We start from the raw sequence: 26,978 nt of genomic DNA on the forward strand, positions 1-26,978 counted from the left end.
TATTTAGTGCAAAAATATTAAGGATGCAAAATGATTCGTAAATGTTTATTTCCCGTTGCTGGTTATGGTACGCGCTTCCTTCCAGCCACCAAGTCCATGCCGAAAGAAATGCTACCGATCGTAAATAAGCCACTCGTTCAATACGGTGTTGAAGAAGCGGCTGCCGCAGGCCTTAGTAACGTTACTTTTGTTACAGGACGTGGCAAACGTGCCATCGCAGACCATTTTGACGTGAGTTACGAACTAGAGCACCAAATCTCAGGAACCAGCAAAGAAAAATATCTTGCAGGTATTCGTGACTTGATGAACAACATCAACTTTTCTTACATCCGCCAAAACAACATGTTAGGCCTAGGACACGCGATCTTAACGGGCGAGCCCTTGATCGGTGACGAAGCCTTTGGTGTGGTACTTGCCGACGACCTATGTTTCGGTGAAGATGATGGCGTGATGGCGCAAATGGTTAAACTCTATAACCAGTTCCGCTGCACCATTGTAGCCATTGAAGAAGTGCCAGAAGATGAAGTGCACAAATATGGTGTAATCAAAGGTGAATCCATGTTGGACGGGCTCTACCGTGTGACAGACATGGTTGAAAAACCAAACAAGGAAGACGCACCATCGAACTTAGCCATCATTGGTCGCTATATTCTTACACCAGATATTTTCGAAAAAATTCGTACCACTGAACCGGGCCGTAACGGCGAAGTACAAATTACCGATGCTATCCTACAGCAAGCCCAAGAAGGCTGTGTACTGGCTTACAAATTTAAAGGCAAGCGCTTCGACTGTGGTAGTGTTGACGGTTTTGTAGAAGCCACTAACCACGTTTATGAGAACATCTACAAAGACAGTTAATCTCACTTTCTCAGCCGGTGTAAATTAATGCCGGCTGATACTCTGTCTATGTTTACCTCAAGCGACAATAAAATACGCCTTTTCGCCGTCAAATCGACGGTATGATAAATATTTTAGTTAATCTGTAGGTAGTTACCGGCCTACAAACTCCCCCACACTTACTCTTCGTCTAACTAAAAGAGAATAAACGATGAAGAGATTACTTACCACTTGCCTATTAATAGGTACTGCTTTTTCCACTCAACTGCATGCACAAAAAATACGTATCGCGATTGATGGTTCTTACGCACCTTTTGCAGAGGTAAATGCCCAAGGAGAACTTTTCGGATTTGATGTCGATATTGCCAACGCCCTTTGCCTTGAAATGAAAGCCGATTGCAAAATCATTTCGCAAGCTTGGGATGGTATGATACCTGGTTTGCAGGTTGGCAAATTCGACGCTGTTATCTCTTCCATGTCTGTCACCAAAGAGCGCTCAAAAGTCGTAGACTTTAGTGATCACTATTATTCCAATGTGCTAGCTTTCATAGGCCCAAAAGATCAAGCTTTTGACTTTAAAGCGAACCAACTTACTGGCTTAGTACTGGGAGCTTATCGTTCCACTGTATCCAGTCAATATTTGGAAGAGCATTATGCCGAGCAATCCCAACTCAAGTTATACGATACCCAAGAACAAGCTTATCTTGACCTCAAAGCAGGACGAATAAACCTACTTCTTTCAGATAAATTTCCGGCTTATCACTGGCTTTCATCGACACTAGACAATCAAGATTTTGAGTTCAAAGGCGAAGATATCGACATTAACGACAAAGTGGCTGTAGCTGTCAAAAAAGGCTCTAGCCTAAAACAAAAATTCAACCAAGCAATACACAATATTGTGAATAATGGCACCTACCAAAAAATTAATCGTAAATACTTCCCATTTAATATTTACTAACATGGAGACAGCTACAATGAATTACTCCGCTTTATCGGTGCTTAACGTACCACTAGACTTCAACTCTTCTCATTTACGAGGCCCTGCGCAAGCCCCTGCTCTTATTCGTGATGCAATATATAATGGCTCTGCTAACACAACCGCCGAAATGGGCATAAATGTTGGAAAGAATCCTAAAATCCATTTTGCAGGTGATGTCCGCTGGGATTCTGAAAGCCAAGCATTTGAAGCAATTGAAAAACAAGCCGACACGCTCACTAAACAAGGTCATAAAATTTTAACGCTTGGCGGCGACCACTCGATCACTTACCCTCTGATCAAGTCACTTGCTAAGACATACAAAAAACTCAATATTTTGCATTTCGATGCTCACCCAGACTTATACGATGTTCTGCTGGGTAATAAGCATTCCCACGCTTGCCCCTTTGCCCGTATTATGGAAAGCAAATTAGCCACTAGACTCACTCAAGTAGGTATCCGCACCTTAAACGACCACCAAAAAAGCCAAGCCAATAAGTTTGGAGTGGAAGTACATGAAATGAAAAATTGGCAAACGGGTAAAAAGTTGAATTTAGAAGGCCCTTTATATATATCGTTAGACCTAGACGCACTCGATCCAGCCTATGCGCCTGGCGTTTCCCATCATGAGCCAGGGGGGCTAAGTGTGAGAGAAATTCTAACCATTTTACAAGGTATTGAAGTACCTGTAGTTGGAGCAGACATTGTTGAATATAACCCCACTAGAGACATTAATGGCATGACCGCTATGGTGTGCGCTAAATTCTATAAAGAAATCGCAGGCTTAATGCTAAGAGACTGTGTAAGTTAGTTCGTTTCTTATATTGCTCGTTCGAAAAAACGACGCAAAATAATACTCGATTCGGTGCGCTCTACCCCGGGTAGTGCGCCAACTCTTTCTACTAGTCGATCAAGTTTATCTGGAGTACCAGTATGAACTTCCAGCATTAGATCAAATTTTCCACTAATGCTTTCACAGCACCTTACCTCACTCATTAACTCAAGTGAGGCAATTACCTTGTTAAAGTTAACTGCCTTAACACTCAGTACTACTCGGCTAAGAATACCTGTTTGTTGCAATTGTTCTGTATTCAGCTTCAAAGAATAGCCTTCAATTACTTGAGCTTGCTCTAAGCGCTTTATCCTTTCTTGTACAGTTGATCTTGCTAAGTAAACTTGACGAGCAATATCCGCCAGCGAGGTACGCGCATTTAACTGTAATAATGCTATGATTTTCTTATCTTTTTCATCTAGTTGCATTGGCACCTCAAAAAAAACACTAATGGAAAACTAATTAGACAAACACTTGCAGGCTTAACCAGACACTGAAGGGAACCGTAAGCGCTGACAAGATGGTCTGCAAAGCAATATAAGCGGCCATTTTTTCGGCATCGCCACCCAGCTGCCGTGCTAATGCATAAGCCGAAGTTGCGGTTGGAACCACCCCAAACAAAATAGCCACTTGAGCAGCAAGTCCCTTTATTCCCAATACCCAGCACAGCATACCGATGACCACGGGAAAAATGGCAAAGCGGGTAATGGAAGACAGTACGAAAGAGCGCCCAACCGAGCGAATAGCATCTAGCTGAACACTCGCCCCAACCGCCAACAACACCATTGGCAAAGCAGCTTGAGACAACATAGCGATCACATCGGAAACTAACAATATGGGGGGTAAGCCCAATAAATTGCTGGCACTCCCTAACGCAATCGCGATCACCAGAGGGTTACGAACTAAGGCCCCTGTAACCAAACGAATCAGGCCATTAGACGAACTAGACTGACCATGCATTAATACCATACTCACTACTAAAAACACGTTCACAGCGGGAATAAGAACCGACACACCAAGTGCCGCCATGACTAACCCTTCATTACCATAGAGGCTACCCGCCAAGGCCAACACAATAAAGGTGTTAAAGCGCACTCCCGCTTGTAACATAGACGACGCCACAGGCGCTGGCTCATGAGTCAGTTTAGCCAGTAACAACACAACTCCAGAGCAAAACAATAGAGCTAGAATAAGCACTAAGGCGTAATTGACCAGCAAGGGGTTTGAGAAATCAATCTGCGAGGTTTTATGAAATAACAAGGCAGGAAACAGTACCCAATAGCTGAGTTTATCTACCCCTGACCAAAAGCCCTCCATAGGAAAACGTAAACGCTGGCAAAGGGTCCCTACTAGTAACAATAAAAATACGGGTAAAATGGTTAATGAAAGAGAAAACACAGGTCATCCTTTTGTGTTAAATACGCCATAACTCCCCCTATAGTAAAAGCAGCGAGCCAAAAGGTCACCATAAAAAAACGGCTCCAAAGAGCCGTTTAAGAGTTTAGAGTAAGAGCTGTTTAATCGCCCATCACGGTTCCTTCACGGCGTGGGTCTGCTCCTCCTAACAAGGTGCCATTTTCCATCACGATGCCTTGTAACCCTGAATTAAGGTCACGCACCGAAACTTTTACGCCCATGTCTTCAAGAGCTGGCACTAAATGCTCAGCTGCCGAACCTTTTTCCACATCGAATGTTCCAAAGCGATTTAGCATATTAGGTAATGAAATAGCACTTTGTACATCCATGCCCCACTGGGTATGAGCAATGAGGGTTTTAGCAACATACCCTATGATGCGCGACCCTCCTGGAGAACCAACCACCATGTAAGGCTGATCATTCTTCATAACGATGGTTGGCGCCATAGAAGAACGTGGGCGCTTACCTGGCTCAATGCGGTTGGCAATGGGCATGCCGTCTTTGTAAGAAGCAAAGGAAAAGTCGGTTAATTCATTGTTTAACAAAAAGCCATTGCTCATTAAACGTGACCCAAAACCATTCTCAATGGTTGTGGTAACCGACAAGGCATTACCTTGCGAATCCACAATGGATATGTGACTGGTACTCGGAAACTCAATGGACTGATCATCCGCTAGTGCTAGGCGCTTCTCCCAACGTGGTTGACCCGCAGTTGCTTCTGTTAACGCTTTGCCCGGCTGAATAAGCTTAGCGCGTTCAGCTAAATACGCGGCGTCAAGCAAGCCTTCTGGCATTGGAACAAAATCTGTATCAGCCATGTAACGTCCTCGGTCCGCAAAGGCAAGGCGGGAAGCATCTCCAATGATTTGCCAGGCTTGTGCGGAGTCTGGCCCCATACTTTTCAGGTCAAACTGAGAAGTAATGCCTAAAATCTGCCCGACAGTTAGCGCCCCTGAACTAGGCGGCCCCATACCACACACCTCAAATTGCTCGTATGGCATACATACCGCAGGCCGCTCTTTCACTCGATATGAGGCAAAATCGTTCAGCCCTAAACGCCCTGGGTTATCTGCGGCTGAACGTACCGTGTCTACAATGTCTTGAGCGATATGGCTATGATAAAAACCATCCGCTCCTTGTTGAGCTATTAGCCTCAGCGTTTGCGCATAAGGTCTATTTTTTAGCACAGTGCCGGTAGCCAAAGGTTGGCCTGATACGTCCATAAAGTAGGCTTTGGTAGCAGGGTATTTAGACAAAGAGTCTTGCGTTGCAGCAATAGCAGACGACAGTCGAGGAGACACAACAAAGCCGTTTTCCGCAAGTTCTATGGCAGGCTCAAACAAGCTTTCCCATGCTAGTGTGCCTTTCTCATCATGGAGTTTTTGCATTAAGGCCACTGTACCTGGTGTGCCCACTGAACGGCCACCTATTACTGCATCGTAAAACTTCATCGTTGAGCCGTCGGCGTTTTGAAATAGCTCTGGGGTAACGTCTTGCGGGGCAGTTTCTCGACCATCAAAAGTAGTAAGCTGTTGCGTAGTGGCATCGTAATACACAGCAAACGCCCCGCCACCTAAACCAGAAGACTGTGGCTCCACCAAACCCAACACCGTTTGTACCGCTACATAGGCATCCATTACTGTACCGCCTTTTTGCAATACTTTATAACCAGCCTCTACTGCTTTGGGGTTGGCTGCAGCTACCATAAATTTATTCGCTTTTACCAGCTGCTTCTGCTCTATGGCACTGGCTGCTTCTGGGTCAAACTGGTCGGCTGCTTGTCCACTTGCCAAGCCCCATTGAGACAAGGCCATTCCCATAGCCAGTACTAACGTTTTACCTGCAAATTTCATTACTAATTCCTTCTAATTATCGTTGCCGAGAAAACCTAAAAAACAACTATAGAGCAAGCGCTTGCATTCAGAAAGAACAAAATACTAAAGCATGGGGTGAAAAGCGAAATTAGCTTATTAGACTTTCTGTCTATTTGGCGAATGATTAAAAATGCCTTATATTGTCATACAAATAAAAATACGCCCTATAGGACAAGCGCATGGTTCAATCTTTACTCCCCAACATTTTGGAATTTATTTCCCAGATCGACCCTTTTGATAAGCTTCCTCCTGAATTGCAGCGCCAATTGGCTGAATGCGTTAGCATTAGCTACTTGAGCCGGGGCGAGCAAATAGACTTTCATCCAGAAGACGATAAACGATATCTTTACATCATTCGTACTGGCGTAATGGAGCAACGCAAAAGCAATGGGGTGCTCCGCGCCAAGCTCGGCCCACAAGATTTATTTGGCTTTACCTTTTTAGAAGACAACAACCCAGTAGGCGAAGACGAATACAGCGCCGCCGTTGCCGCTGAATCCAGTTTGCTCTATTTAATTCCCCACCAAGATCTACAAACACTGCTAGAACAACACCCTGAATACGCTGAACATTTTGCCTCCCAAGCGCAAATCCGTATTCAAAATGCTCTTAATGTGGTTTGGTCAGACAATGATAAGGGGATCTTCGTAAAAAAAGTGTCGGAAGTTGCCACGAGCTTTCCCGCGGTAGTTACCTCGGACATGACCATTAAACAAGTGGCGCACGAAATGCGTAATGTACTGCGTATATCCACTGCTGTGGTGAAAAACAAAGGCCGAATTGTTGGCCTGATTACTGACCGCGACATGACCAAAAGGGTCATTGCTGATGGGGTCAGCACAGACAGACCCATCAGTGATGTAATGACTAAATCCCCCACCACGGTTGGCCCAAACGACCTAGTTCTTACCGCTGCCTCGTTAATGATGCAAAACAACATTCGCAGCCTTCCAGTGGTGAGCGGTAACCAGGTACATGGCTTATTAACCACGACCCATCTGGTGCAAAAAAACCGCGTTCAAGCGATTTTCTTAATCGACACAATCAAACACACCAATACGATTAAAGGGCTTTCTGACCTGACTCAAGAGCGTCAAGCCATTTTTGAAGCCATGGTTGAAGGAAAAGTTCGTTCTGAAATTATTGGCCAGGTAATGGCCATGATTTACGATGCCTACAACAAGCGCTTAATACAAATTGCCGAAGAAAAGTTTGGTAAAGCCCCTTGTGCCTTTGCTTGGATTGTCGCAGGTTCACATGCCCGTAACGAGGTTCATATTTCTTCTGACCAAGACAGTGCAATCATAGTCGATAACAACGCCATCGAGGCAGACATGAGATACTTTAAAACCCTCGCTAACTTTGTATGTGGTGCACTGGGACAATGCGGCTTTACCTTATGCCCGGGGAACTTCATGGCGGCCAACGGCAAGTGGCTTCAGAAACTGAATACTTGGAAACACTATTACACAAAATGGGTCACCCAGCCCGACCATGAGACCCTACTCAACACCAGTGTATTTTTAGAAACTCGCTGCATTTATGGAGAGCAAGCCTTCTGCGACAAGCTTCAACAACATTTGTATAAGCTCATTAATCAGAATAAAAACTTTCTGGCTACCTTGATCAGTGATGCAGTTTCAGTCAACCCGCCACTGGGTATTTTTAATAGCCTAGTGCTCGAAAAAGGCGGTGAGAATAGCAACACCCTAAACATTAAACGATATGCCATAACCCTGGTGGTTGATCTGGCTCGTATTTACGGTTTATCGGTTGGGTGCCATTCCACCAATACCGAAGAGCGCTTTCGCTATGCATTTAAAAAAGGCATTCTCAGCGAAGACGCTTTTCAAAATATTACTGGCGCCTATCGGTTTATTAACCAAATACGCTATGCCCACCAATTTGAAGCTTTAAAACAAGGTGAAGTAGCAGGTAACAATATTGACCCACACTTTTTTGGCAGTTTTGAACGCGCCCACCTGAAAGATGCTTTTCGAATCATTTCGAACCTTCAAGATGCAGCCAAACTCAAATTCAGTGGTGTGTAAGTAATGAAAAAACTGCTTAACCGATTCCACCCCATTGCACAGCTAGAAAAAAAACGTGCAGCCTACCTTGCTTCACAGCCTCTGCCTGACCACTTAAAGGAAGCATTAAGCCTTCCTTACCCTGCGCCTGAGGCCAAGTTAAAAGAGTTAAATTTCTTAGTATTTGACTTTGAAACCACAGGGCTAAACCCAGAATCAGACCGTATTTTAAGCATTGGCTACTTAGAGATTAACGACTTAAAAGTCGATATTCGTACCTCAACCCATACTTATATTCAGGCAGAAAAACATGTAAAAGCAGAAGCTGCGGTCATCAACCACATAGTGCCAGAAATGTTGTCTAACGGGTTGCCATTTCAGCAGGCAATGGAAGCCCTCTTTTGCGCTATGAAAGGCAAAATTCTTATTGCTCACGGAACCGTAATAGAAAAAGCCTTCCTAGATCACTACGTGAAAAAACACTACGGCTTACCACCACTGCCGCTACTTTGGCTGGATACCCTGGTTATAGAAAAGTCCTTACTACGCAATAAAAACGACACTGGCACAGGCGATTACCAACTCGCCAGCGTAAGAGAAAGCCACCAACTCCCCCCCTACCTTGCCCACAACGCCCTTTCTGATGCCATAGCAACCGGCGAACTCTTTCTTGTCCATTCCAAAATCATTTATGGCAAGTCTCCAGCGTTGCTCAACGGTGTATTTAAGGGAGTTTAAGGGGGATAAAGAACAGATGGTCTACTGACTTAACCCATGTGCTAGGGGGGTATTCCGCCGTTTGACGTGTCTGCTCAAATACTCACGGTTTATCCCCGTGTGCTCGGGGAACGCTTGAAAGCACCGAGACAAGCACTGTGCCTGCGCGGTTTATCCCCGTGTGCTCGGGGAACGCTTTTTGAGACGGCTTTTTAGTGCCCTTACCGCCGGTTTATCCCCGTGTGCTCGGGGAACGCCATTGGATTTAATCATGGTTCTGGAAATATTTCGGTTTATCCCCGTGTGCTCGGGGAACGCAGGTATAATAGTGACTGGATTGAGCGTGGAGCCGGTTTATCCCCGTGTGCTCGGGGAACGCCCAAACACGGCCAGCGCGAAAAGTAACAACCACGGTTTATCCCCGTGTGCTCGGGGAACGCATGATGACCTTACCTTGCATACCACGCATGTTCGGTTTATCCCCGTGTGCTCGGGGAACGCCGTAAGCAATGTAAACCATTATAAGAAATCCCCGGTTTATCCCCGTGTGCTCGGGGAACGCCTGAGCGGCTGCAAAAAAACCAATAGCATCCGCGGTTTATCCCCGTGTGCTCGGGGAACGCTGATCATCGTCGGTGAGGAGCGCGATTGTAAACGGTTTATCCCCGTGTGCTCGGGGAACGCGAGGTCGATGGTTTAGGGGATTCGATCTCTGACGGTTTATCCCCGTGTGCTCGGGGAACGCATGTGATTTTCAACGTATCCCGCATGAAGTAGCGGTTTATCCCCGTGTGCTCGGGGAACGCTTCCTGAAACTCTATTCGCAGTTGCTCCATTTCGGTTTATCCCCGTGTGCTCGGGGAACGCCAGGAGACTGTTTCGGATATAGAGCAGGAAATCGGTTTATCCCCGTGTGCTCGGGGAACGCTTGCCGTTTCAGCGGCACTTACCGCGCTAATGCGGTTTATCCCCGTGTGCTCGGGGAACGCTCCAATGCGATATGTTCATCAACTAAATTACGCAGTTTATCCCCGTGTGCTCGGGGAACGCCCAAGAACCGTCTTTGAAATAGCGCTGGAAGCCGGTTTATCCCCGTGTGCTCGGGGAACGCGGCGACGTATGGGAAACGATGTTGTTAAACTGCGGTTTATCCCCGTGTGCTCGGGGAACGCGGCATTAGAGCCAACCGTTAACGCTTCAATAACGGTTTATCCCCGTGTGCTCGGGGAACGCCTAAATACTCGTCTATTTTCGCTTCTAGTTCACGGTTTATCCCCGTGTGCTCGGGGAACGCCAACAGATTGTTGTCAGCAATATGACTCAAGACGGTTTATCCCCGTGTGCTCGGGGAACGCTAACCATTTCGAAATGGCAGATCGAGCAGATCCGGTTTATCCCCGTGTGCTCGGGGAACGCGAAATTGAAATGTTTGGCAATTCCCGCATCGATGGTTTATCCCCGTGTGCTCGGGGAACGCCAGAGGTGACACAGCAAACAGGTGGTATGGGCCGGTTTATCCCCGTGTGCTCGGGGAACGCTCAACATCTAATCCAAAGCGCTGCTCATCAATCGGTTTATCCCCGTGTGCTCGGGGAACGCTTTTGCAGCGCCATCTCCACGCGCCTCAGCCTCGGTTTATCCCCGTGTGCTCGGGGAACGCCTATTCAAGTTTTTTCAGAATCAATTGAAGAACGGTTTATCCCCGTGTGCTCGGGGAACGCTCAACATCCGCCGGAAGAAGCCAGAATGCTGGCGGTTTATCCCCGTGTGCTCGGGGAACGCAGGAAGAAAACGCCATGACATTTATCGAAGCACGGTTTATCCCCGTGTGCTCGGGGAACGCAATTGCAGTGCTATGGAGCCATCGAAAGTGCACGGTTTATCCCCGTGTGCTCGGGGAACGCTAAGGCAGGTGATATTGATGAAGAAATATTTACGGTTTATCCCCGTGTGCTCGGGGAACGCGAACCAGTTTACAGAGTCAGCAAGACGGCAAACGGTTTATCCCCGTGTGCTCGGGGAACGCAAGTGGCGTTGATGGCTACCTATATAACACTACGGTTTATCCCCGTGTGCTCGGGGAACGCAACAGAATAACCCCTAACGCTAGTGGGGACGCCGGTTTATCCCCGTGTGCTCGGGGAACGCGGGGTTCGACAAACTAACTCCCTATCAAGATACGGTTTATCCCCGTGTGCTCGGGGAACGCTTTGTTATTAATTCGTCGCAGTAGCGCAAACGCGGTTTATCCCCGTGTGCTCGGGGAACGCTTAAGATTTACACATTCCAATAATCATATGAACGGTTTATCCCCGTGTGCTCGGGGAACGCGCGCTCAAGCTCACCCAATCGGCGCATCAAATCGGTTTATCCCCGTGTGCTCGGGGAACGCCCCTCTTTTTCGGGGTGTTCATAAATGCCCAACGGTTTATCCCCGTGTGCTCGGGGAACGCATTGGATATTTTTATTGGTTATGTTGGTGAAGCGGTTTATCCCCGTGTGCTCGGGGAACGCTTTATACAGTATTTTGTTTTAGCGTCAGAGGGCGGTTTATCCCCGTGTGCTCGGGGAACGCATCATTACCATCTGCAATATAGCAAAGCAGGTCGGTTTATCCCCGTGTGCTCGGGGAACGCCTCAGACACCAATTTACCTACCGCCATAGCCGCGGTTTATCCCCGTGTGCTCGGGGAACGCCATAAAACCCCCTTATGAGTTAAGCGGGCCAACGGTTTATCCCCGTGTGCTCGGGGAACGCCTGTGACACCTCCACCGCAGGCAACGTAGATACGGTTTATCCCCGTGTGCTCGGGGAACGCTGCTTCCCAACTTTCTAAAAAGGCGCGGTTTGCGGTTTATCCCCGTGTGCTCGGGGAACGCTCGGTTAGTGCTTGTTTCAGGACATGTTTAACCGGTTTATCCCCGTGTGCTCGGGGAACGCACACACAACAAGCTCTTTGCCATGCGCGGCATCGGTTTATCCCCGTGTGCTCGGGGAACGCTAGAGAAACGGTAGAGAGATAATTAGTTTTCACGGTTTATCCCCGTGTGCTCGGGGAACGCAGTATTAGCCATAGAACGTGAAAAATCCATAGCGGTTTATCCCCGTGTGCTCGGGGAACGCCCTCTCCTGATGCCTCTCAGGAATAATTAAGCCGGTTTATCCCCGTGTGCTCGGGGAACGCATGAAAGCGGCGAACAACATCAAATTGAAAGCCGGTTTATCCCCGTGTGCTCGGGGAACGCGTTAGTAGGTCTTTAGCGTTATTGTAGACAGTCGGTTTATCCCCGTGTGCTCGGGGAACGCTGGAACTAAGGGTGACAAGGAGCACATGGAAGCGGTTTATCCCCGTGTGCTCGGGGAACGCTTATGAAGAAGTATTTAATTGGTCAAGGTTACCGGTTTATCCCCGTGTGCTCGGGGAACGCCTGTTGATATGGACTCAGCACAGCTACGACTACGGTTTATCCCCGTGTGCTCGGGGAACGCGATGGCTGTCAAGTAGTGCTTGATAAAGGCATCGGTTTATCCCCGTGTGCTCGGGGAACGCACAGTAAGAGCAATAAGAACAATTCCAGCACCCGGTTTATCCCCGTGTGCTCGGGGAACGCGAATTCGCTATGAACATGGACAGTGTGGAAGACGGTTTATCCCCGTGTGCTCGGGGAACGCCTCATGATCTGAAAAGGACGTTAATCGTGATCCCGGTTTATCCCCGTGTGCTCGGGGAACGCCGGCAAGATAGCTGAATCAAACGAGGACTGGCCGGTTTATCCCCGTGTGCTCGGGGAACGCCTCCATGTAATGCCTAGCTCTTTGTAGATGTCCGGTTTATCCCCGTGTGCTCGGGGAACGCCAATGAGCATTACTATCAATGGTCAACTAATGCGGTTTATCCCCGTGTGCTCGGGGAACGCCGTAAGCAATGTAAACCATTATAAGAAATCCCCGGTTTATCCCCGTGTGCTCGGGGAACGCTGCTCAAGTACAAATGAATCACCTGCAATAACCGGTTTATCCCCGTGTGCTCGGGGAACGCTTTAGAAATATAAGGCGATGTGCCGTTATGGACGGTTTATCCCCGTGTGCTCGGGGAACGCGGAACGAGGAGGTACCTTACCCCAAAATTTTACGGTTTATCCCCGTGTGCTCGGGGAACGCGATCAAAAATGTTACTGATAATTCTCGAAAAGCGGTTTATCCCCGTGTGCTCGGGGAACGCGGCTCGCCGCAAAATTTGCAGCTACCTAGCTGCGGTTTATCCCCGTGTGCTCGGGGAACGCTTCCATTGTGCCTGTATCAAAGTCGATAATGCCGGTTTATCCCCGTGTGCTCGGGGAACGCTTTACCGCCATGAAAGCGGGAATTTTAACCAGCGGTTTATCCCCGTGTGCTCGGGGAACGCGACCAACTGTTTTAAGCCAGAGCAGTTTGATGCGGTTTATCCCCGTGTGCTCGGGGAACGCCATCACCTACCCCGAAAACGCTTTATTTATGCCGGTTTATCCCCGTGTGCTCGGGGAACGCTCATGGCCGATGCCATTGACGAAATGAAAAACCGGTTTATCCCCGTGTGCTCGGGGAACGCCCTGGACGACTGCCAGATGTTATATCTGGAAACGGTTTATCCCCGTGTGCTCGGGGAACGCGTGAGCTTGTTGACTGTGTTGTTTGGATTGACCGGTTTATCCCCGTGTGCTCGGGGAACGCACGATATATATGCAATATGATGCGCTGGTTGGCGGTTTATCCCCGTGTGCTCGGGGAACGCTCCTTGATTTGTTTGGTGGATCTGGGACTACACGGTTTATCCCCGTGTGCTCGGGGAACGCATCCATACAACCATGAGTCTTTGGGGATTTGTCGGTTTATCCCCGTGTGCTCGGGGAACGCAGTTACAAATGCCCACGCAAGCAAAACCAATACGGTTTATCCCCGTGTGCTCGGGGAACGCTCTAATTGTAGAGTATTGTTTTATAAGAGAAAATATCCCCTTAACTTTTTTACCATTTTTTAAAGAGCAATTAACCCTAACTCTAGTTACTTTCCGGCGCGAATTTCACTAGTCGTAAACCATCTAAATCAATCGGCACTCTGCGGTTACTACCATAGGTAATAAAGTCAAAGCCCGATTCGGTGTTGGTGGCCCATGCCATCACCACATTCCCCTCTTCTGCCAATGTTTCAACTTGTTCCCAGATCATTTCTCGTACTCGTCGGGTAACATCACCCACATAAACACCTGCACGCACTTCTAATAACCAAACCGCTAAACGCCCTCTTAACCGAGGAGGCACCGTTTCTGTAACCACAACCAGCATAGACATAATTATTTACTCCTGTGGCCAGTGTCACCGATTGGCTCTGGCTCTGGAATTGCAGGCGGTTGAAATTCTTCTGGTGGCGGTGGCGGGACGATTTCTCCAGCAGCCAACACCTCTTCGATAAGTGGGATTAACCTTTTCAGAACTTTTTCAGTGCGAAAAGCTTCACGACAAGCAATTCGAACCTCTTTATCAGGTTGGTGAGGTGAATTTGCCGCTACTTTAAAAGCGACAGGGACGACAGTTTCAAATTTGATCAAGTCAGCTATATCATACACAAAGGAGAGTGGCTTACCCGTATGTAAAAAGCCAATAGCTGGAGCATAACCAGCAGCTAAAATTGCCGCTTCGGTTACGCCATATAAACAGGCAGTCGCAGCGCTAAGGCATTGATTGACCTTATCGCCTGCTTCCCAGTCTCTAGGATCATAACGACGACCATTCCATTGCACATTGTATTGCTTAGCTAGCATTTGATAGGTTTGACGAACACGCGCCCCTTCTATGCCACGTAGTTGGTCCACACTTCGACGTTGCGGTGCTTCTTCACCAAAACGAATGGCAAACATTTTACGCACTACTTTCAAACGCAGGGAATCATCCAGTGCAAGCTGTGCCTGATACAAGAGTTTATCGGAGCGGGCTCCGCCTGGCTGACCAGCGGAATAAAGCCTTACGCCTGCCTCTCCAACCCAAATAATCAGTGTGCCAGTGGTAGACGCGAGCTTAATGGCTGCATGGCTAATGCGTGTTCCTGGCTCTAGAATCAAACAGGCAATCGAACCCACTGGAATATGCATCCGCTCACCGTTGACCTCGTCAATCACCACAAAGGCACCGTCTCGCACATCAATACGCCCCATTCCAACAAACACCATGGAATTACGGTCCTTAATTGGAATGGGCTTTAAAGGAATAAACCCCGCCATTAGCTCCCCTCCTGATGGGATAGTATGGTCAGTTCATTGTCTGTAAAGATGCCCATTTGCCGAATCGCAAGGGCATTTAGCTTTATAAGGCGCTCTGCTTGCGATAACCCCTGATCAATAAAATGGGCATTAAGCGATTCAAGGTTGGCTAAACAAACCAATTGATGAACATTGGCATGATCTCGAATATTGCCATCTAACTCTGGGTAAGCTTCACGCCACTGTTCAGCGGTGATACCAAATAGCGAAATATTTAGCACATCGGCTTCATTAGCATAAACCTGTTGCACTTGTTGTGGTGTTAAGGTGTCTGGAATGAGGTTTTCTTTAATCGCATCTGTATGAATAAAATAATTCACTTTGGCGAGGTTACGCCGAATATCCCAGCCTAACTGTTTAAACTCTTGCTCTTTCAAACGCTGGAATTCTTTAATCAAATACAACTTAAACTCGACCGATATCCAACTGGCAAATTCGAATGCAATGTCTTTTTGGGCATACGTGCCACCATAGCGACCTGCTTTTGAAATCAGCCCAATAGCACCTGTCGACTCAATCCATTGTTTGGGGGTGAGTGTAAAGCTGTTAAGACCGGCCTCTTTTTTAATGTCATCGAATTCGATGACATTAAAATCAGCGTTATTCAATTGCTCCCAAACTCCTAAGAACTCAATCGTATTGCGATTACGCAACCAATTACCAATAACTACTCCGGTTCTATCAGGGTTTTTATGTTTAGCAATATCGGTAATACAAATGTATTCAACCCCGTCCTTGGTGGTGGTTGAAATGGATTGCTTTAAGACCTGTAATTTCATTTTTCTTCTCCTTAAGAAAGTATGTTTTCGCTATAAAGACCTAATCAGCATCAAGCCACAACCCAGTGCTTTTGACCGACCAAAGCCTTTGGCTAATTGCGCCACAAATTTGTCTGGCTCTTGTACAGTAAGTACCCCCTGATAATCCACACTGGAAAAACGAATTTTCTCCTTTTTACTTTGCTTTTTTCCCTTATGGGTAGTGTGCTGATGGTAGGCCTGAACCTCTGGCAGAAAGTCCAAGGTAAAGCCCCAATCAGATAACCGCTTAGGGTTAGCCAGCCATTCTTGTGCCGCTTGTTCCATTAAGTCCTGAATGACGCCTTTATCCTTAATGCCTTGTTCTTTGGCCGTGTATTTGGCGTGCATCATGACATCACATCGTTTGGATTTTCCTGTTTTATCTGTTACGCATACCGTAGGGTTGGCTTTGAGTTTAAAGCTAAGCCGCTGCCCTTGATGGAGCTGAGGTGTAAAAGCCTTACTCTGCGCATTAAAAACACTGGAATCTATCTTAGGCGCAATGGTTGAAAGCACATAAAAATTGGACTTGCCATTGGCCGCTTGCTCCTCACGAAACAAGAAGGGACGTTCTTCGCCCTCTTGACACTGATCAGCAAAAAGCTGCCACAAGATTTGGTGGTCGGAATACACGCCTTTATCACCAAACCCCAGCAGTAATTGATGCACCTGTTGAGAGGATTGCAAAGATACTTTTGATAAATACATTTAGGCCTCCTTACGGGTATGTTGCTGGAGTGTGATTTGATGCTGAGTACGCTGTTGGAACTGCCAACGATCACGGCTAATCGGGTCATTCCAAGGGTGCGTTGTCAGCACACTTTCTCCGTCAAATTCGTCCGCCTCGCCTTCCCACATATAGGTAGCTAGCTTGGCAGGACGTAGCCAAATGGTATCCAACTGGGGATTATCAACATCCAAAATGCTAGGAAAGTCTACATCAAGCGCTTCTTTTAAGCTGACGTTATCCAACACCACAGGCAGTAAGGGAGCTGCTGGCGGGCAAGATTTTCGACCGAGTGACAACACATACACTGGTTTCAGTAATGCCTGCTGTAGCTGTTCTAACCTTAGTGATGCGGAATCATCTATCGCTGCTTGTGTCAATGAAATCGCTACCGTCCAAACGCCATCACAACGATAATCTCGGGTGGAAAGTACCGTGTTGAGTTTATCTTTTACCTCATCAATCAGCTCATTCCTGCGTGTGCGGTACACATACTTGTTATTACGGGATGGTACTTGGCTAGTGTGGTAATCGCGCAACAAACTAGTCGGCGTAACTTGCTTAGTAGCAACCTGCACTTGATCTCTCAATCTATCCAACTGAGCGGCGTCATCTCGCTTTATTCCCAAGGCGGCACCCAATAAACCAAGAATAGCCGAGCGAGTAGGTGCACTGGCCGTAGCTCTATCGCCACCAACAGCCGGTTGCCCCCAGCTTGCCATGGGGCCATAGAGACGAAATACTAAATAGTCCTTCATATTGCCTCCTACTGGGCTACAAAGTTGCTCAGTTCAGCAAAGGTACCTTCGCCACTTACCGCATTAATCGCATAACGCTCTGCGGCACATTCTCCGTAAACCTTATCGAAGTTCTCTACTTGTTTATTCAATGCCTTAATGGCGACTTCTGCTTGATCTTCACCAGCAACAGGTTTTAAAAACGCCGCAGATAGGGAACGGGGTTGGTATTCGCCTTTTTCTGCCAGCACATAGCTCGCATAGGCGCGGGAAGCAAAACTATTTTGTTTACCTTTTGGCGACACTTTTACGGCAGCTTCTGTTAGCGCTTGAATCGCTTTATTTGCCAAGGTTTCGTCACCATTTAAGTTCTCAATCAATTGGGTTTTATTGATGCAGATATAGCTATAAAACAAGGCAGCAGCAAAACCGGACTCACCTATATGTGACGAGCCAGAGTCTTCTTTACCATCGTTTAAATCGTCGATAGCGGTAAAGTAATCGTCTTCCACTATCACACTATGTACGCTCAGGGCATGGGCTACCTGACAAGCGGCTTCCACATTAAAGGCCGGGCTGGAGGCCAACATGCGACCAAATAACGCAATATCGACGGCACTTTGATTTTGGCGTAATAAATCTTTCTCTTCCTTTTCTGGCGCTCGGTTTTCCGCAGCCAAGGTTTCCGCCAGTGCAAAAGCGGCGGCTTGTTCTTCTGGGCTGATATGCGCCAATTGTTCTATTTCAAGGGAATCCTTTTTCAGCTTGCCAAATACCCCTGCAATTTCCCCTGCCCACTTTGTCGCGTTTTTCTCTGGTACGCCTTTTTCACTTAGCAGTTCAAACACTTGCAGACCAAAACGCTTAGTGCGTTTACCTAAGTTATCGCTCATGGCTTCTTCAAATAACTCTGAACAACGCCAGTTTCTTTTTAAGCTTTGCGAACTGACACGCAAGCGATCAAAGCCGCCCATTTTGGCGGTTTTGGGTCTGCCCAAATCATCACGATTTAAATTAGATGGCGCATAAGACGTTAACAGATGTAGTTGAATAAATTGACTCATGAAATTTTCCTTTTAGTTGGTCGTTTATTTAGATGTTTTTACTTTAAGACTGGCAGAACGATAGTAGTCCATCGCCCATTGCACACTAATACGTTTGTCAGCTTTGCGTGGTTGGAAGGCATAAAACTCATCGAACCATTGCAGTATGTCGGCGGCTACCTTGGTAGGGGATACTTTTCCATCAAGCTGTTGCACCATCCGACGAATACGAAGCAGGAAATCTTTAGGGTTGGGAGCATCTTGTAACTTGGCAAAGCGTAATTCACTGACAATGGATTTATCAGCGGCTTTACCCTCTTTATCGAGTTTTTTGCCTGCTTGTACCGCCAGCTTTTCACTGTTATCGTGCTTAATGTGTACTAACACTGCCGCCACAGTCGCCCATGCTTCTAGCATGTTACTTTGCTTAGGCTTGGATGAGGTTTCTAACTCTGTTTGTAAGCCCTTATCTAACAAGCTCACCCACAAATCACGAAAGCCCGCCAACAGCATGGCGTCATCCGCTGATTGGCAGCGTTTTAATTCCGCTTTAAAGGCCGTAGGTGCAGCAAAAATATGCTTTGCTTTTAATTCGCTTTCCGACAAAAACATGCTTTGCCACCAGCGCTCGACTATGTATAAGTAGTCTCGGTTATCCATTAGTTTGCCTCCTTTTCAGTTATTTCTTTTTGCTCAATGTGGTAGTCGGTTTTAAATTTTTTAATGTCTTTGCCGCCGTATATCCAACCGGCTAAAGCACGTCTGGCGGTGATTCTTTTTTCCATACTGCGTTCTGAAATCAGCTCTGACAAAGCATACTCATCAAACAAATCCATTACGGTCATTTGCAGTTTTTTCAGCCAGTCTTGCGCGGTTTCAGTAGGTAAAGTTTCACTATCATTAGCCACCGCTGTCATGAGCTGGCTAATGGCGGTAAAAAACAGGGGTTCGGTGCGTTGCCAGAATTCCATATCAATAAACGACATGTCTCCTTTGGCATCACCCGGGCGCTCAAACCAAGCGGCTTTAACTTGGGTACGTAAATGCCAAAGCGCATCGCCAGAAAGCTTCTGCAAAACCTTTACTTCACCCAATAGTCTATCTTGATCTTGCGGGTCAAACTGGAATAAGGGCATGGTGGTACTGTACCAACAGCGAGCTTTCATATTGTCCATGTCGTAACCAAATACCCATAAACGAGGGCGTATATTCTTAAACGCTCTTTTGTTATGAAAAGCAAGCCCTTCAAAATGCTCGACTACCGCAGCACAGTGTTGGGCGGAGGTTTTGCTCGAAAAGATTAAGGCATCCCAACTTTTATAATGGATGCCACCGGGTTGCCCCTTGGCAGATAACCATTCAGCGTCGGGCTTTTTGGGGTCCCCTTTGTAAGGCGTCAGTGGGTGTGACCATTGGCCAGAATAATTATGGCCATAGTTTTGGGTGCGATAATCCGCCACTAATTTTGTCACTTGTTGACCAGATATCTGACACTCCCCTGTTCGCTCCTGCACCTCTAAACGAATACGGCGAGGCATGGCCCAAAACATGTGTAGCGGATGCACACTGTCGGCGTAAATTTCAGAACCTTTCTTTTCACTGGTGCGCGTTGCCGCTAACCAAGGGAACACAGAACCATCGGTAAAATCGGGTTCGTCATAACGCCAAGTTTCTCGGTTAATCACGTTCAACCAGAGTTTTTGCCACAAGGTCGCCGCAGCAATGGAAGGTAATACCACACTGCTCAATGGCCCACCACCTCTCAGCCCAACCCTATGTCCAGCACCGCCAGATGGCGCATTGGTTTGCAAGGTAAATAGCGCTAACAGTGCCATACTTAAGGACATCTGCTCGCCTATGCCACGTTTAATAAAATGATCGGTATTATTTTTAATGCCGTTTTCACCGGGGGCTTCAATTAATAAACCCGCGACCGTGGTCGGCTTTTGCTCGGCTAATAAATCATAATCTTGCATAAACAGTGGGCCATCCCCTTCGCTATGAAAGGCGTGTTCCACTTTTTGCAAAGCCTGCTCTAGGCTAGCTTGAGTTGGTGTTTCCATAAAATGCTTCACCCACTCGGACTGATTCTTCGGGGCAAACACGGTTTGCAACAGACCAATAGCAAACTGATAGGCCGCCCCCTGAAAATCCGCTCGTGGTAAAGCAAAGTCCACCACATCTGCCCGACAGATCTGACTGATCGACAGCACCTGCTCAGAACCATCTTGCAACCGCATGGGTAACCAAGGATCTTTAACTATATTCATAACACATCCCTATCATTCGTTTCTTTAAAACCAAATTTCTCACTGTATTCAAACTGACCATCACTTTCCGGCAACCAAAGCTGTAGATACTTGGCAGCGGGATAGCGTTGAATAAACTCCTCTTGTTCTGCCTCAGGTAAGGCAACCAACTTAGCCGCGTATTTATTTTTTGAAAGCTTGATTGTGCTTAATGGCACCGCATGTTTTGCCTGTTCCACCTGCGGCGTTAGTGCATTATTACTATCGCGTTTTACCAGCAGCACATTCGTGGTTTCGATCTCACTGTGGCGTGTACTGATATCGCTGTCGTCTTCATACCAGTAGGCGTGGCTATTGTGGCTGTAGCCATGGGCTTGCCATTTCAAACTATTAAATTTTGCTTTGCTGGCTTTTTTATATTCATTGCCAACGGTTTCTATTTCTTTTGATTCAAGGTTAGGAGGAATGTGTGTAAAAGCCTCCGGGGAATACACTGCTTCAATTAAATCCCGAGCTTGCTCCGGCATCTTAATACCACCCAGCTCTCTTAATTTTTTCACGCCTAACCACAAACGGCCGGGTGATTGATACACAAATTGGGTGTTGCGAAAATTCTTTGCTAGCCAGTCTGTCGCTGGGGTGTCTGACCAACTTGGCCCATGCAGAAATAAAACAGGCGCAGAGCGGGCATCCTCAACACCTGCCTGATAGCATCTTTCTGCGTTACGGGTGTGGCGGTGTAATCGTCCGGCTCGCTGGATCAGGTCATCAATGGGACAAATATCGCTAATCATCAGATCACAATCAGCATCCAAACTTTCTTGAAAGACTTGCGTGGCGATGAGTACTTTTCCGGCTCGATCACTTGCTTGGCTGCCTTTGCCAAAAGACGCCAGCACTTTGTGCTCTATCTCTTGGCGATCCGCCAACATAAAGCGGCTATGGAATAGCAGTACTTTATCTGGGTCGGCAATGCGGCTTGAGACTTTTTCATAGGCTTGCAAGGCGTCTTCCACTGAGTTTCTCACCCACACCACACACTCGCCATGGCTCGCTTTTTCCTCAATCAGGTTGATAACAACATCTTCATTATCAATATGTTCGACAGCCACAAAGCGACTCACATCGGCTCGACTCTCTAACTCGTGCTCAATTAAACATGATGCAGCTTCTGGCGCCGTTGAGTTGAGAGCCGAATAAGATACCTTGGTGGCTAAAGGAAAATGGCGATTTTGTGGTGTGAGCTGAGCATGTTGCGCTTCTCTCAACCAGATGCTGGCTAGTCGCTGCCGTTGCTCGATTGACAAGGTGGCCGTTAATAAAATGGCGCTGCCGCCATGATTCAGATGCAAAGACAACAAGCTTTCCAGCAATTCAAACATGTATTCATCGGCGGCGTGTACTTCATCAAACACCAGCACTTTTCGATGCAGCCCCAACAAGCGCAAAGATTGATGACGACGCGGTAAAACCGCTAACAAGGCTTGGTCGATGGTGCCCACACCCACTGGCGCTAATAAGGCTTTTTTACGAGAATCACTCAACCATTGATTGCATTGGGCCGTGGCGGTTTGATCACTTGTGGAATAGTCTTTTTCCGTATCAGATGTGGGCAACAAACTGGCTTGAAATAGCGCATTCATATCACGTGCACCGTGAGCTAATACAATACTCGGTGCACCTTCTTGCTGTTGAAACATCATGTGGTAGCTATCCAACACCCTTTTGTACATGGCATTGGAAGTCGCCATCGTTGGCAAACCAAAATAAAAACCATCGGCGGCATTTGCGGCGATCAGCCGATGCGTTAGGGCCAGTGCCGCTTCGGTTTTACCCGCCCCTGTCACATCTTCGAGAATAAATAATTGTGGGCTGTCATCAATCGGCACCTCTTGCGCCCATTGCTGTAAAGGCGTTGGCGTAAAGCCAAAGTGTTGTTGAATCGAATGAAAAGGCGCCGCCGCAAATTGACGGCCAAGTTCTGTCTCGGCTACGGCCTGCTTAGCCTTGGGTAGTGCTATATCCGCCCAGTAGGTTTCTAGTGGCATGGGTTGGGCATGGTAAGCAAAGTAATTTGTATCTGAGCCAAGCCAATCGGCTAATACAGCCACGCCTGCCAATGTCCAGCTTGCTCTTTTAAGGCGCTGACGCCAATTCTCATCAACAAGCTTGTCCATTGGCAGAGTAGGTTGAATAAGTGCCAATACATCTAAGGCAAATTGGATCGCGGTTGGGGTGTTTTTCTTCCGTTCAATAAAAGGGGATAGCTCTTTGAATTTCGCAATCTCAATGGGTTTACCATGATGACCTAAAACACAATCCATCCACACCATCAGGGTTTGTGAGCACTCCCCCTCTTCATGGTATTTTACTGGTCTTGGGTATAACTCATCCAAGTCACGTATGGCATCCCAAAAATACAAACCCAGTAAATCATGTCGGTAATCTTTACCATCGTATTGTCGATTGGGTTGGGCCTTAAAAAGATAGCCAGTCGGATCATCAAATAACGCCTGAAAGGCAGAGGAAAATTTACCAAGATCATGCAGAGCAAGAAAAAAAACAAATAACTTAGTGACCTCTTCTGGCTCCAGCTCCAGCAAAGCGGCAATATTTTTCGTCAATTCTCTATTAGGCGCAAGTAGAAAACTTCCCACTGCAGCTACATCGAGACTGTGATAAGGCAATAGATGATAAGGCCCCCCCTTACCTCCCAACTCTTTTTTCTGTGCCTTGCCCCAGTAGTAGAAATAGGGTGCAAATTCTTGTTGTTCCATTTCCTATCCTTTCCACATTCATTTGAACTATGTTTCCTTACTCTGCGCGGCTTACGTTCACTGCACAACACTGTAAATTTCTACATGTAAAGCTTCTTTACAGGTACGAGGCTTCTTTTAATACTAGCCATCGAATAGCCATTGCTTTATGTTGCTGTAATTAACACATACCAATTGTTGCGCTTGTGGATCAGCTTCGAGCATTTTGGTTTTTATTTGCAGGTCGTCGAGTGTGTATTTCACTAATGCCGCGCGGGTGGAGAAGGTGAGCTGTCCTTTTTCCATGCCGTAGTCATTTTCTAGTACTTGTTTTTGTTTGTCTGTAAGGCGTGGGTCTGGGGCAAAAATCAGGCTGACTTGGGTGTTCCAGAGTTCGTCTTGGGTCTGTGTGTGGTTGGCTTTTTTACCATCGTATTCCACGCTTTGAAAGCGGCTTAATACAAAGTCGAGGTATTGTTGTCGCAGGTCGCAGTAGGCACGGACATGCCAACGATTAGCGGTTTTTACAAAGGAATGTGGGTAAAGTAAGCGTCCTTGAGGATCGCTACTGGAAACGGAAAGATATTCACAATCCACCGCAGCTTGCTCTTTTACCGCTCTGAGCAATGGACGCATAACAGTGGGAGAGACATAACGAGAAAGCGGTTCTATTCTGTGTTGTGCTGACGCTTTGTTTTTCACAGGAAAGGTGGGAAGCTTGCCATATTCCAACCAGTCAAAATATTCATCTACCGTTTGGTTAATGTACTTTGGCGTAAAACTAGGCGTGATTTGATAAGACTTTTTGGCGGCCAAGTAGTGAAGTGAGTCGGGATACGCTGTGAGATATTTTTTAATGTCACTGCTGACACTTTGACGGCTGAGACCAAAAGCCTTTATGAGAGGTGTAGTATTGACTTGCCCTTCCCAATAAACCAGTAGTTCGATCAGCCAATAGCGCTGGTTCCATTCCATATGTTACTCCTTGTTATTTTTCGACTATATCTTTTAAGCCGTTATAAATCGAGTATTTGTTGTACAATCGAACGCCCCATAATAATGGACTTCATTCTTTTCTAACCCGCTGCCTCTCGCCACCAGCCCTATTTTTGCACACTGAGTAAACTCTCAATTCACTCGGTTTTCGTTGTGCTGATAAATACCTTAACGGGATAATTCTTTTTTATTTACTACGGAGAATACCGTGAAGTCTTTTTATCTCGTTTTTATAACAGCGCTTGCGCCCATTATTTGGGGTAGTACATATTTTGTTACCACTGAGTTTCTTCCGCCAAACCAGCCTTTTATGGCTGCCGCTATTCGCTGTTTGCCTGCTGGGTTAGTGTTACTTGCGCTATTTGGTGAAAGGTTAGGAAAAAATCAGTTTATTAAAATGCTGGTGCTTTCTGTACTGAATATTTCGTTATTTCAAGGCATGCTGTTTATCGCCGCTTATAATTTGCCTGGGGGATTAGCCGCTTTAGTGGGCGCAATTCAGCCTGCCTTGGTGGTTCTACTGGCGTTTATTGTGAAAGGTGAAGTCATTGCACCACGTAAGCTATTTATGCTGGCCAGTGCTTTTATGGGAATGTGTTTGATTTTTTTACAAAACGGCTCTGCTTGGAATCTCATCGGAATCGGTGCCGCAATGGTAGGCACTGTATCTATGTCTTTAGGCACCTTCCTTTCAAGGGAATGGTCAAATAAGCTGAATATTTATGCCTTCACTGGTTATCAGCTGGTATTTGGTGGAATTGTGTTGCTGATCGTATCGCCTTTTTATGATCATTACCCCAGTGAAATCCACACTCGAAACCTCCTAGGTTATGCTTATTTAAGTGTTTTCGGAGCGATAATTGCTTATTCACTATGGTTCAATGGAGTAAAACGCTTACCTTTGAATGTGTCTAGCTCATTAGGCTTTTTAAGCCCTCTCAGCGCTATTTGTATTGGTTGGTTAGCGCTTGGACAGTCGCTAAATCTCATTCAAATTAGTGGCGTTATTTTAGTGCTCGTTTCTTTGTATCTCATTATTTTACCTAATAAAAAACAAGGAGAACCAAGATTAAGAAGCAAATTGATCAAGTAAGAAATCGATAAAGTGCCGCACTAGTTTAGAGTGAGTGCGGCTGCTCGGATACACTGCATATAATGCACGAGGTTCTGCTTGCCAGTTGGGTAATACTTGCACCAGCTCTCCTGTGTTAAGCTGTTGATCCACGTATAGATCTAGCGTGAGCAACACCCCTTTATGACGACAAGCAGCTTGCACCAAGGCAAGGCTGTTATTGACAGTGAAGTTCGACATTTTAGGAATTACTTCTGCTTTTTCCGAGCCTTGGCTAAAACACCAAGTATTGGATGAAGACAAACTATAACCAAGGCATTGATGGGCGAGCAGGTCCATTGGCGCGTGAATTGCCTCTGTCTGAGCTAAGTATTGTGGAGAAGCGCACAGGGTCCGAGTTAAGTCTGCCAATTTACGAGATTTTAAGCTGGAGTCTGCCATTTCTCCGGCAGCACGAATGGCCACATCAACACCTTGGGAAACAAGGTCTAGCTGTTTATCATCCATGACCACTTCTATGGCGATATTTGGGTAAGCGTCTGAAAATGCACAAATAAGCTGATTTATAAGTGTCACCCCAAGAGATAACGGAGCGCCTATCTTGAGTTTACCAAGACTGCTGGACTTGTTGAAAAATAGGTTTTGCTCAGCTTGGTCTAAGGTATCTAGGGCATCACACACTTCTCGGTAGTACTTCTGCCCTGCCTCAGTGACGGAGAATTGGCGGGTGGTTCGATTAATTAAAGGCACTCCCATCGCGCTTTCCAATTCCGCTATATTCTTAGTAATGGCTGCTTTCGATAACTTTAAGTCTTTGGCAACTCCTTGAAAGCTTTCTAATTCCACTACTCGTCGAAATACAGTTAATGCTCTTAGTTTATCCATTAAAGCGTCTACCTCTTTAGGGTAATCCTTCATCGTTGAGCTGCCTACGAAACCAACGATGAGTTTAAATTTAGGAATTCCGCGCAACCAGATTCATTGCTTGCAAGCTTGCTACTAGGTCATGGTATTTCGTTGTTGCACGTATTGCCGCTTGTCCGTTCACTATCATTGTTGGAATGGATTTTACCTGATAAAACGACGCTAAATAGGCGTCATGATCTAACGCTGCTTGAACTTCATCTGATTGCATACATTGGAGGAAGGTTTTCATGTCGTAACCCAATTGAGATGCCGCATGATATATCGTGCCTATCTCCCCTACGTTTTTCGCTTGCTGAAGGTGATTAACTTGTAAGGTATCAAACATTTCCCAATGGCCTGCTTGCCCTTTTATTAGCTCGGCCGCTTTGGTTGCTTGGGCAGCCAGTTGCCCATTAGGGTATAAAAAATCGCTCTCCTGCATGCCTACGATATTAAAGCGTTCTGGCTTGCCTTCAAACTCTCGACAAGCCATCCAATGTTTTAGTATTTGCTGCTTAGCACTTTCTAAAGAGCCCCAGCGCTGACGCATTTCTTCATCGTTTCTCTGCAAAATAAAGTTCCGATGAATGATGTCTACTTGATAATTCTCGGACAGTTTTCTCAACACTGGCGACTGAATATAACACCAAGCACATACTACATCGTGAAAGAATTCTATTTTCATTTTCTGCTCCTAATAATCATTTGAGCAGAATA

Annotated in this window: 21 protein-coding genes and 1 CRISPR repeat array; of the genes, 6 read left to right on the forward strand and 15 right to left on the reverse strand. The window is 46.5% G+C overall.

What is annotated here, in order from left to right; all coding sequences use genetic code 11:
• The first annotated feature begins 30 nt into the window (after positions 1-30).
• From galU to speB, 3 genes are all read left to right on the forward strand, one after another.
• A complete protein-coding gene (gene galU, locus ACYVGZ_RS02360) occupies positions 31-858 on the forward strand; it encodes a UTP--glucose-1-phosphate uridylyltransferase GalU (RefSeq protein WP_460750660.1) in 828 nt (275 codons plus the stop codon).
• Between the two features lie 190 nt (positions 859-1,048).
• On the forward strand, positions 1,049-1,795 hold the full coding sequence (locus ACYVGZ_RS02365) for a transporter substrate-binding domain-containing protein (protein ID WP_460750663.1): 747 nt from the start codon (positions 1,049-1,051) through the stop codon (positions 1,793-1,795).
• A gap of 16 nt (positions 1,796-1,811) precedes the next feature.
• Positions 1,812-2,624: an agmatinase gene (gene speB, locus ACYVGZ_RS02370; RefSeq protein WP_460750666.1), complete on the forward strand. Its 813-nt coding sequence runs from the start codon at positions 1,812-1,814 to the stop codon at positions 2,622-2,624.
• 8 nt (positions 2,625-2,632) lie between these two features.
• Here the strand turns inward: speB and ACYVGZ_RS02375 are convergent, their stop codons facing one another.
• The 3 genes from ACYVGZ_RS02375 to ggt form a co-directional block, all read right to left on the reverse strand.
• Positions 2,633-3,073, reverse strand: a complete 441-nt coding sequence (locus tag ACYVGZ_RS02375; protein WP_460750669.1) for an Lrp/AsnC family transcriptional regulator — start codon at positions 3,071-3,073, stop codon at positions 2,633-2,635.
• Positions 3,074-3,107: 34 nt separating this feature from the next.
• Positions 3,108-4,043, reverse strand: coding sequence for an AEC family transporter (locus ACYVGZ_RS02380; RefSeq protein WP_460750672.1), 936 nt, complete (start codon positions 4,041-4,043; stop codon positions 3,108-3,110).
• 119 nt (positions 4,044-4,162) lie between these two features.
• Complete coding sequence (gene ggt / locus ACYVGZ_RS02385) at positions 4,163-5,914, reverse strand: gamma-glutamyltransferase (RefSeq protein WP_460750675.1); 1,752 nt, start codon at positions 5,912-5,914, stop codon at positions 4,163-4,165.
• A 200-nt stretch (positions 5,915-6,114) separates the two neighbouring features.
• Here ggt and ACYVGZ_RS02390 point away from each other — a divergent pair, with 200 nt between their 5' ends.
• The gene (locus ACYVGZ_RS02390) at positions 6,115-7,986 is read left to right on the forward strand and encodes a DUF294 nucleotidyltransferase-like domain-containing protein (RefSeq protein ID WP_460750677.1); all 1,872 of its coding nucleotides are present in this window, start codon (positions 6,115-6,117) and stop codon (positions 7,984-7,986) included.
• A gap of 3 nt (positions 7,987-7,989) precedes the next feature.
• The gene (locus ACYVGZ_RS02395; protein ID WP_460750680.1) at positions 7,990-8,703 is read left to right on the forward strand and encodes a 3'-5' exonuclease; all 714 of its coding nucleotides are present in this window, start codon (positions 7,990-7,992) and stop codon (positions 8,701-8,703) included.
• 85 nt (positions 8,704-8,788) lie between these two features.
• A CRISPR array of direct repeats spans positions 8,789-13,637; the repeat unit is 29 nt; unit sequence CGGTTTATCCCCGTGTGCTCGGGGAACGC.
• Between the two features lie 82 nt (positions 13,638-13,719).
• Here the strand turns inward: ACYVGZ_RS02395 and cas2e are convergent.
• The 10 genes from cas2e to ACYVGZ_RS02445 form a co-directional block, all read right to left on the reverse strand.
• Complete coding sequence (cas2e, locus tag ACYVGZ_RS02400; protein ID WP_460750683.1) at positions 13,720-14,010, reverse strand: type I-E CRISPR-associated endoribonuclease Cas2e; 291 nt, start codon at positions 14,008-14,010, stop codon at positions 13,720-13,722.
• A 2-nt stretch (positions 14,011-14,012) separates the two neighbouring features.
• Positions 14,013-14,936, reverse strand: a complete 924-nt coding sequence (gene cas1e, locus ACYVGZ_RS02405) for a type I-E CRISPR-associated endonuclease Cas1e (protein WP_460750686.1) — start codon at positions 14,934-14,936, stop codon at positions 14,013-14,015.
• Entirely contained in the window at positions 14,936-15,754 is an 819-nt protein-coding gene (locus tag ACYVGZ_RS02410) for a KilA-N domain-containing protein (protein ID WP_460750688.1), read from the reverse strand. Before ACYVGZ_RS02410 ends, cas1e begins: the two co-directional genes overlap by 1 nt.
• A gap of 30 nt (positions 15,755-15,784) precedes the next feature.
• Complete coding sequence (gene cas6e / locus ACYVGZ_RS02415; RefSeq protein WP_460750691.1) at positions 15,785-16,483, reverse strand: type I-E CRISPR-associated protein Cas6/Cse3/CasE; 699 nt, start codon at positions 16,481-16,483, stop codon at positions 15,785-15,787.
• Positions 16,484-17,260, reverse strand: a complete 777-nt coding sequence (gene cas5e, locus ACYVGZ_RS02420; protein WP_460750694.1) for a type I-E CRISPR-associated protein Cas5/CasD — start codon at positions 17,258-17,260, stop codon at positions 16,484-16,486.
• A gap of 8 nt (positions 17,261-17,268) precedes the next feature.
• Positions 17,269-18,303: a type I-E CRISPR-associated protein Cas7/Cse4/CasC gene (cas7e, locus tag ACYVGZ_RS02425; RefSeq protein WP_460750696.1), complete on the reverse strand. Its 1,035-nt coding sequence runs from the start codon at positions 18,301-18,303 to the stop codon at positions 17,269-17,271.
• Positions 18,304-18,327: 24 nt separating this feature from the next.
• A complete protein-coding gene (gene casB / locus ACYVGZ_RS02430) occupies positions 18,328-18,942 on the reverse strand; it encodes a type I-E CRISPR-associated protein Cse2/CasB (RefSeq protein WP_460750699.1) in 615 nt (204 codons plus the stop codon).
• Positions 18,942-20,552, reverse strand: a complete 1,611-nt coding sequence (casA, locus tag ACYVGZ_RS02435; protein ID WP_460750702.1) for a type I-E CRISPR-associated protein Cse1/CasA — start codon at positions 20,550-20,552, stop codon at positions 18,942-18,944. The genes casB and casA overlap by 1 nt, the downstream gene beginning before the upstream one ends.
• Entirely contained in the window at positions 20,549-23,308 is a 2,760-nt protein-coding gene (cas3, locus tag ACYVGZ_RS02440; RefSeq protein WP_460750705.1) for a CRISPR-associated helicase Cas3', read from the reverse strand. Before cas3 ends, casA begins: the two co-directional genes overlap by 4 nt.
• Before the next feature lie 123 nt (positions 23,309-23,431).
• Positions 23,432-24,262, reverse strand: coding sequence for a WYL domain-containing protein (locus ACYVGZ_RS02445; RefSeq protein ID WP_460750707.1), 831 nt, complete (start codon positions 24,260-24,262; stop codon positions 23,432-23,434).
• 229 nt (positions 24,263-24,491) lie between these two features.
• Here ACYVGZ_RS02445 and ACYVGZ_RS02450 point away from each other — a divergent pair, with 229 nt between their 5' ends.
• Positions 24,492-25,376, forward strand: a complete 885-nt coding sequence (locus tag ACYVGZ_RS02450) for a DMT family transporter (protein WP_460750710.1) — start codon at positions 24,492-24,494, stop codon at positions 25,374-25,376.
• Here ACYVGZ_RS02450 and ACYVGZ_RS02455 read toward each other — a convergent pair.
• Entirely contained in the window at positions 25,353-26,273 is a 921-nt protein-coding gene (locus tag ACYVGZ_RS02455) for a LysR family transcriptional regulator (RefSeq protein ID WP_460750713.1), read from the reverse strand. The two genes, ACYVGZ_RS02450 and ACYVGZ_RS02455, sit on opposite strands and share 24 nt — an antisense overlap.
• 37 nt (positions 26,274-26,310) lie before the next feature.
• Positions 26,311-26,946, reverse strand: coding sequence for a DsbA family oxidoreductase (locus ACYVGZ_RS02460; RefSeq protein WP_460750715.1), 636 nt, complete (start codon positions 26,944-26,946; stop codon positions 26,311-26,313).
• Between the last annotated feature and the right edge of the window lie 32 nt (positions 26,947-26,978).

Source organism: Marinomonas epiphytica (assembly GCF_054780655.1).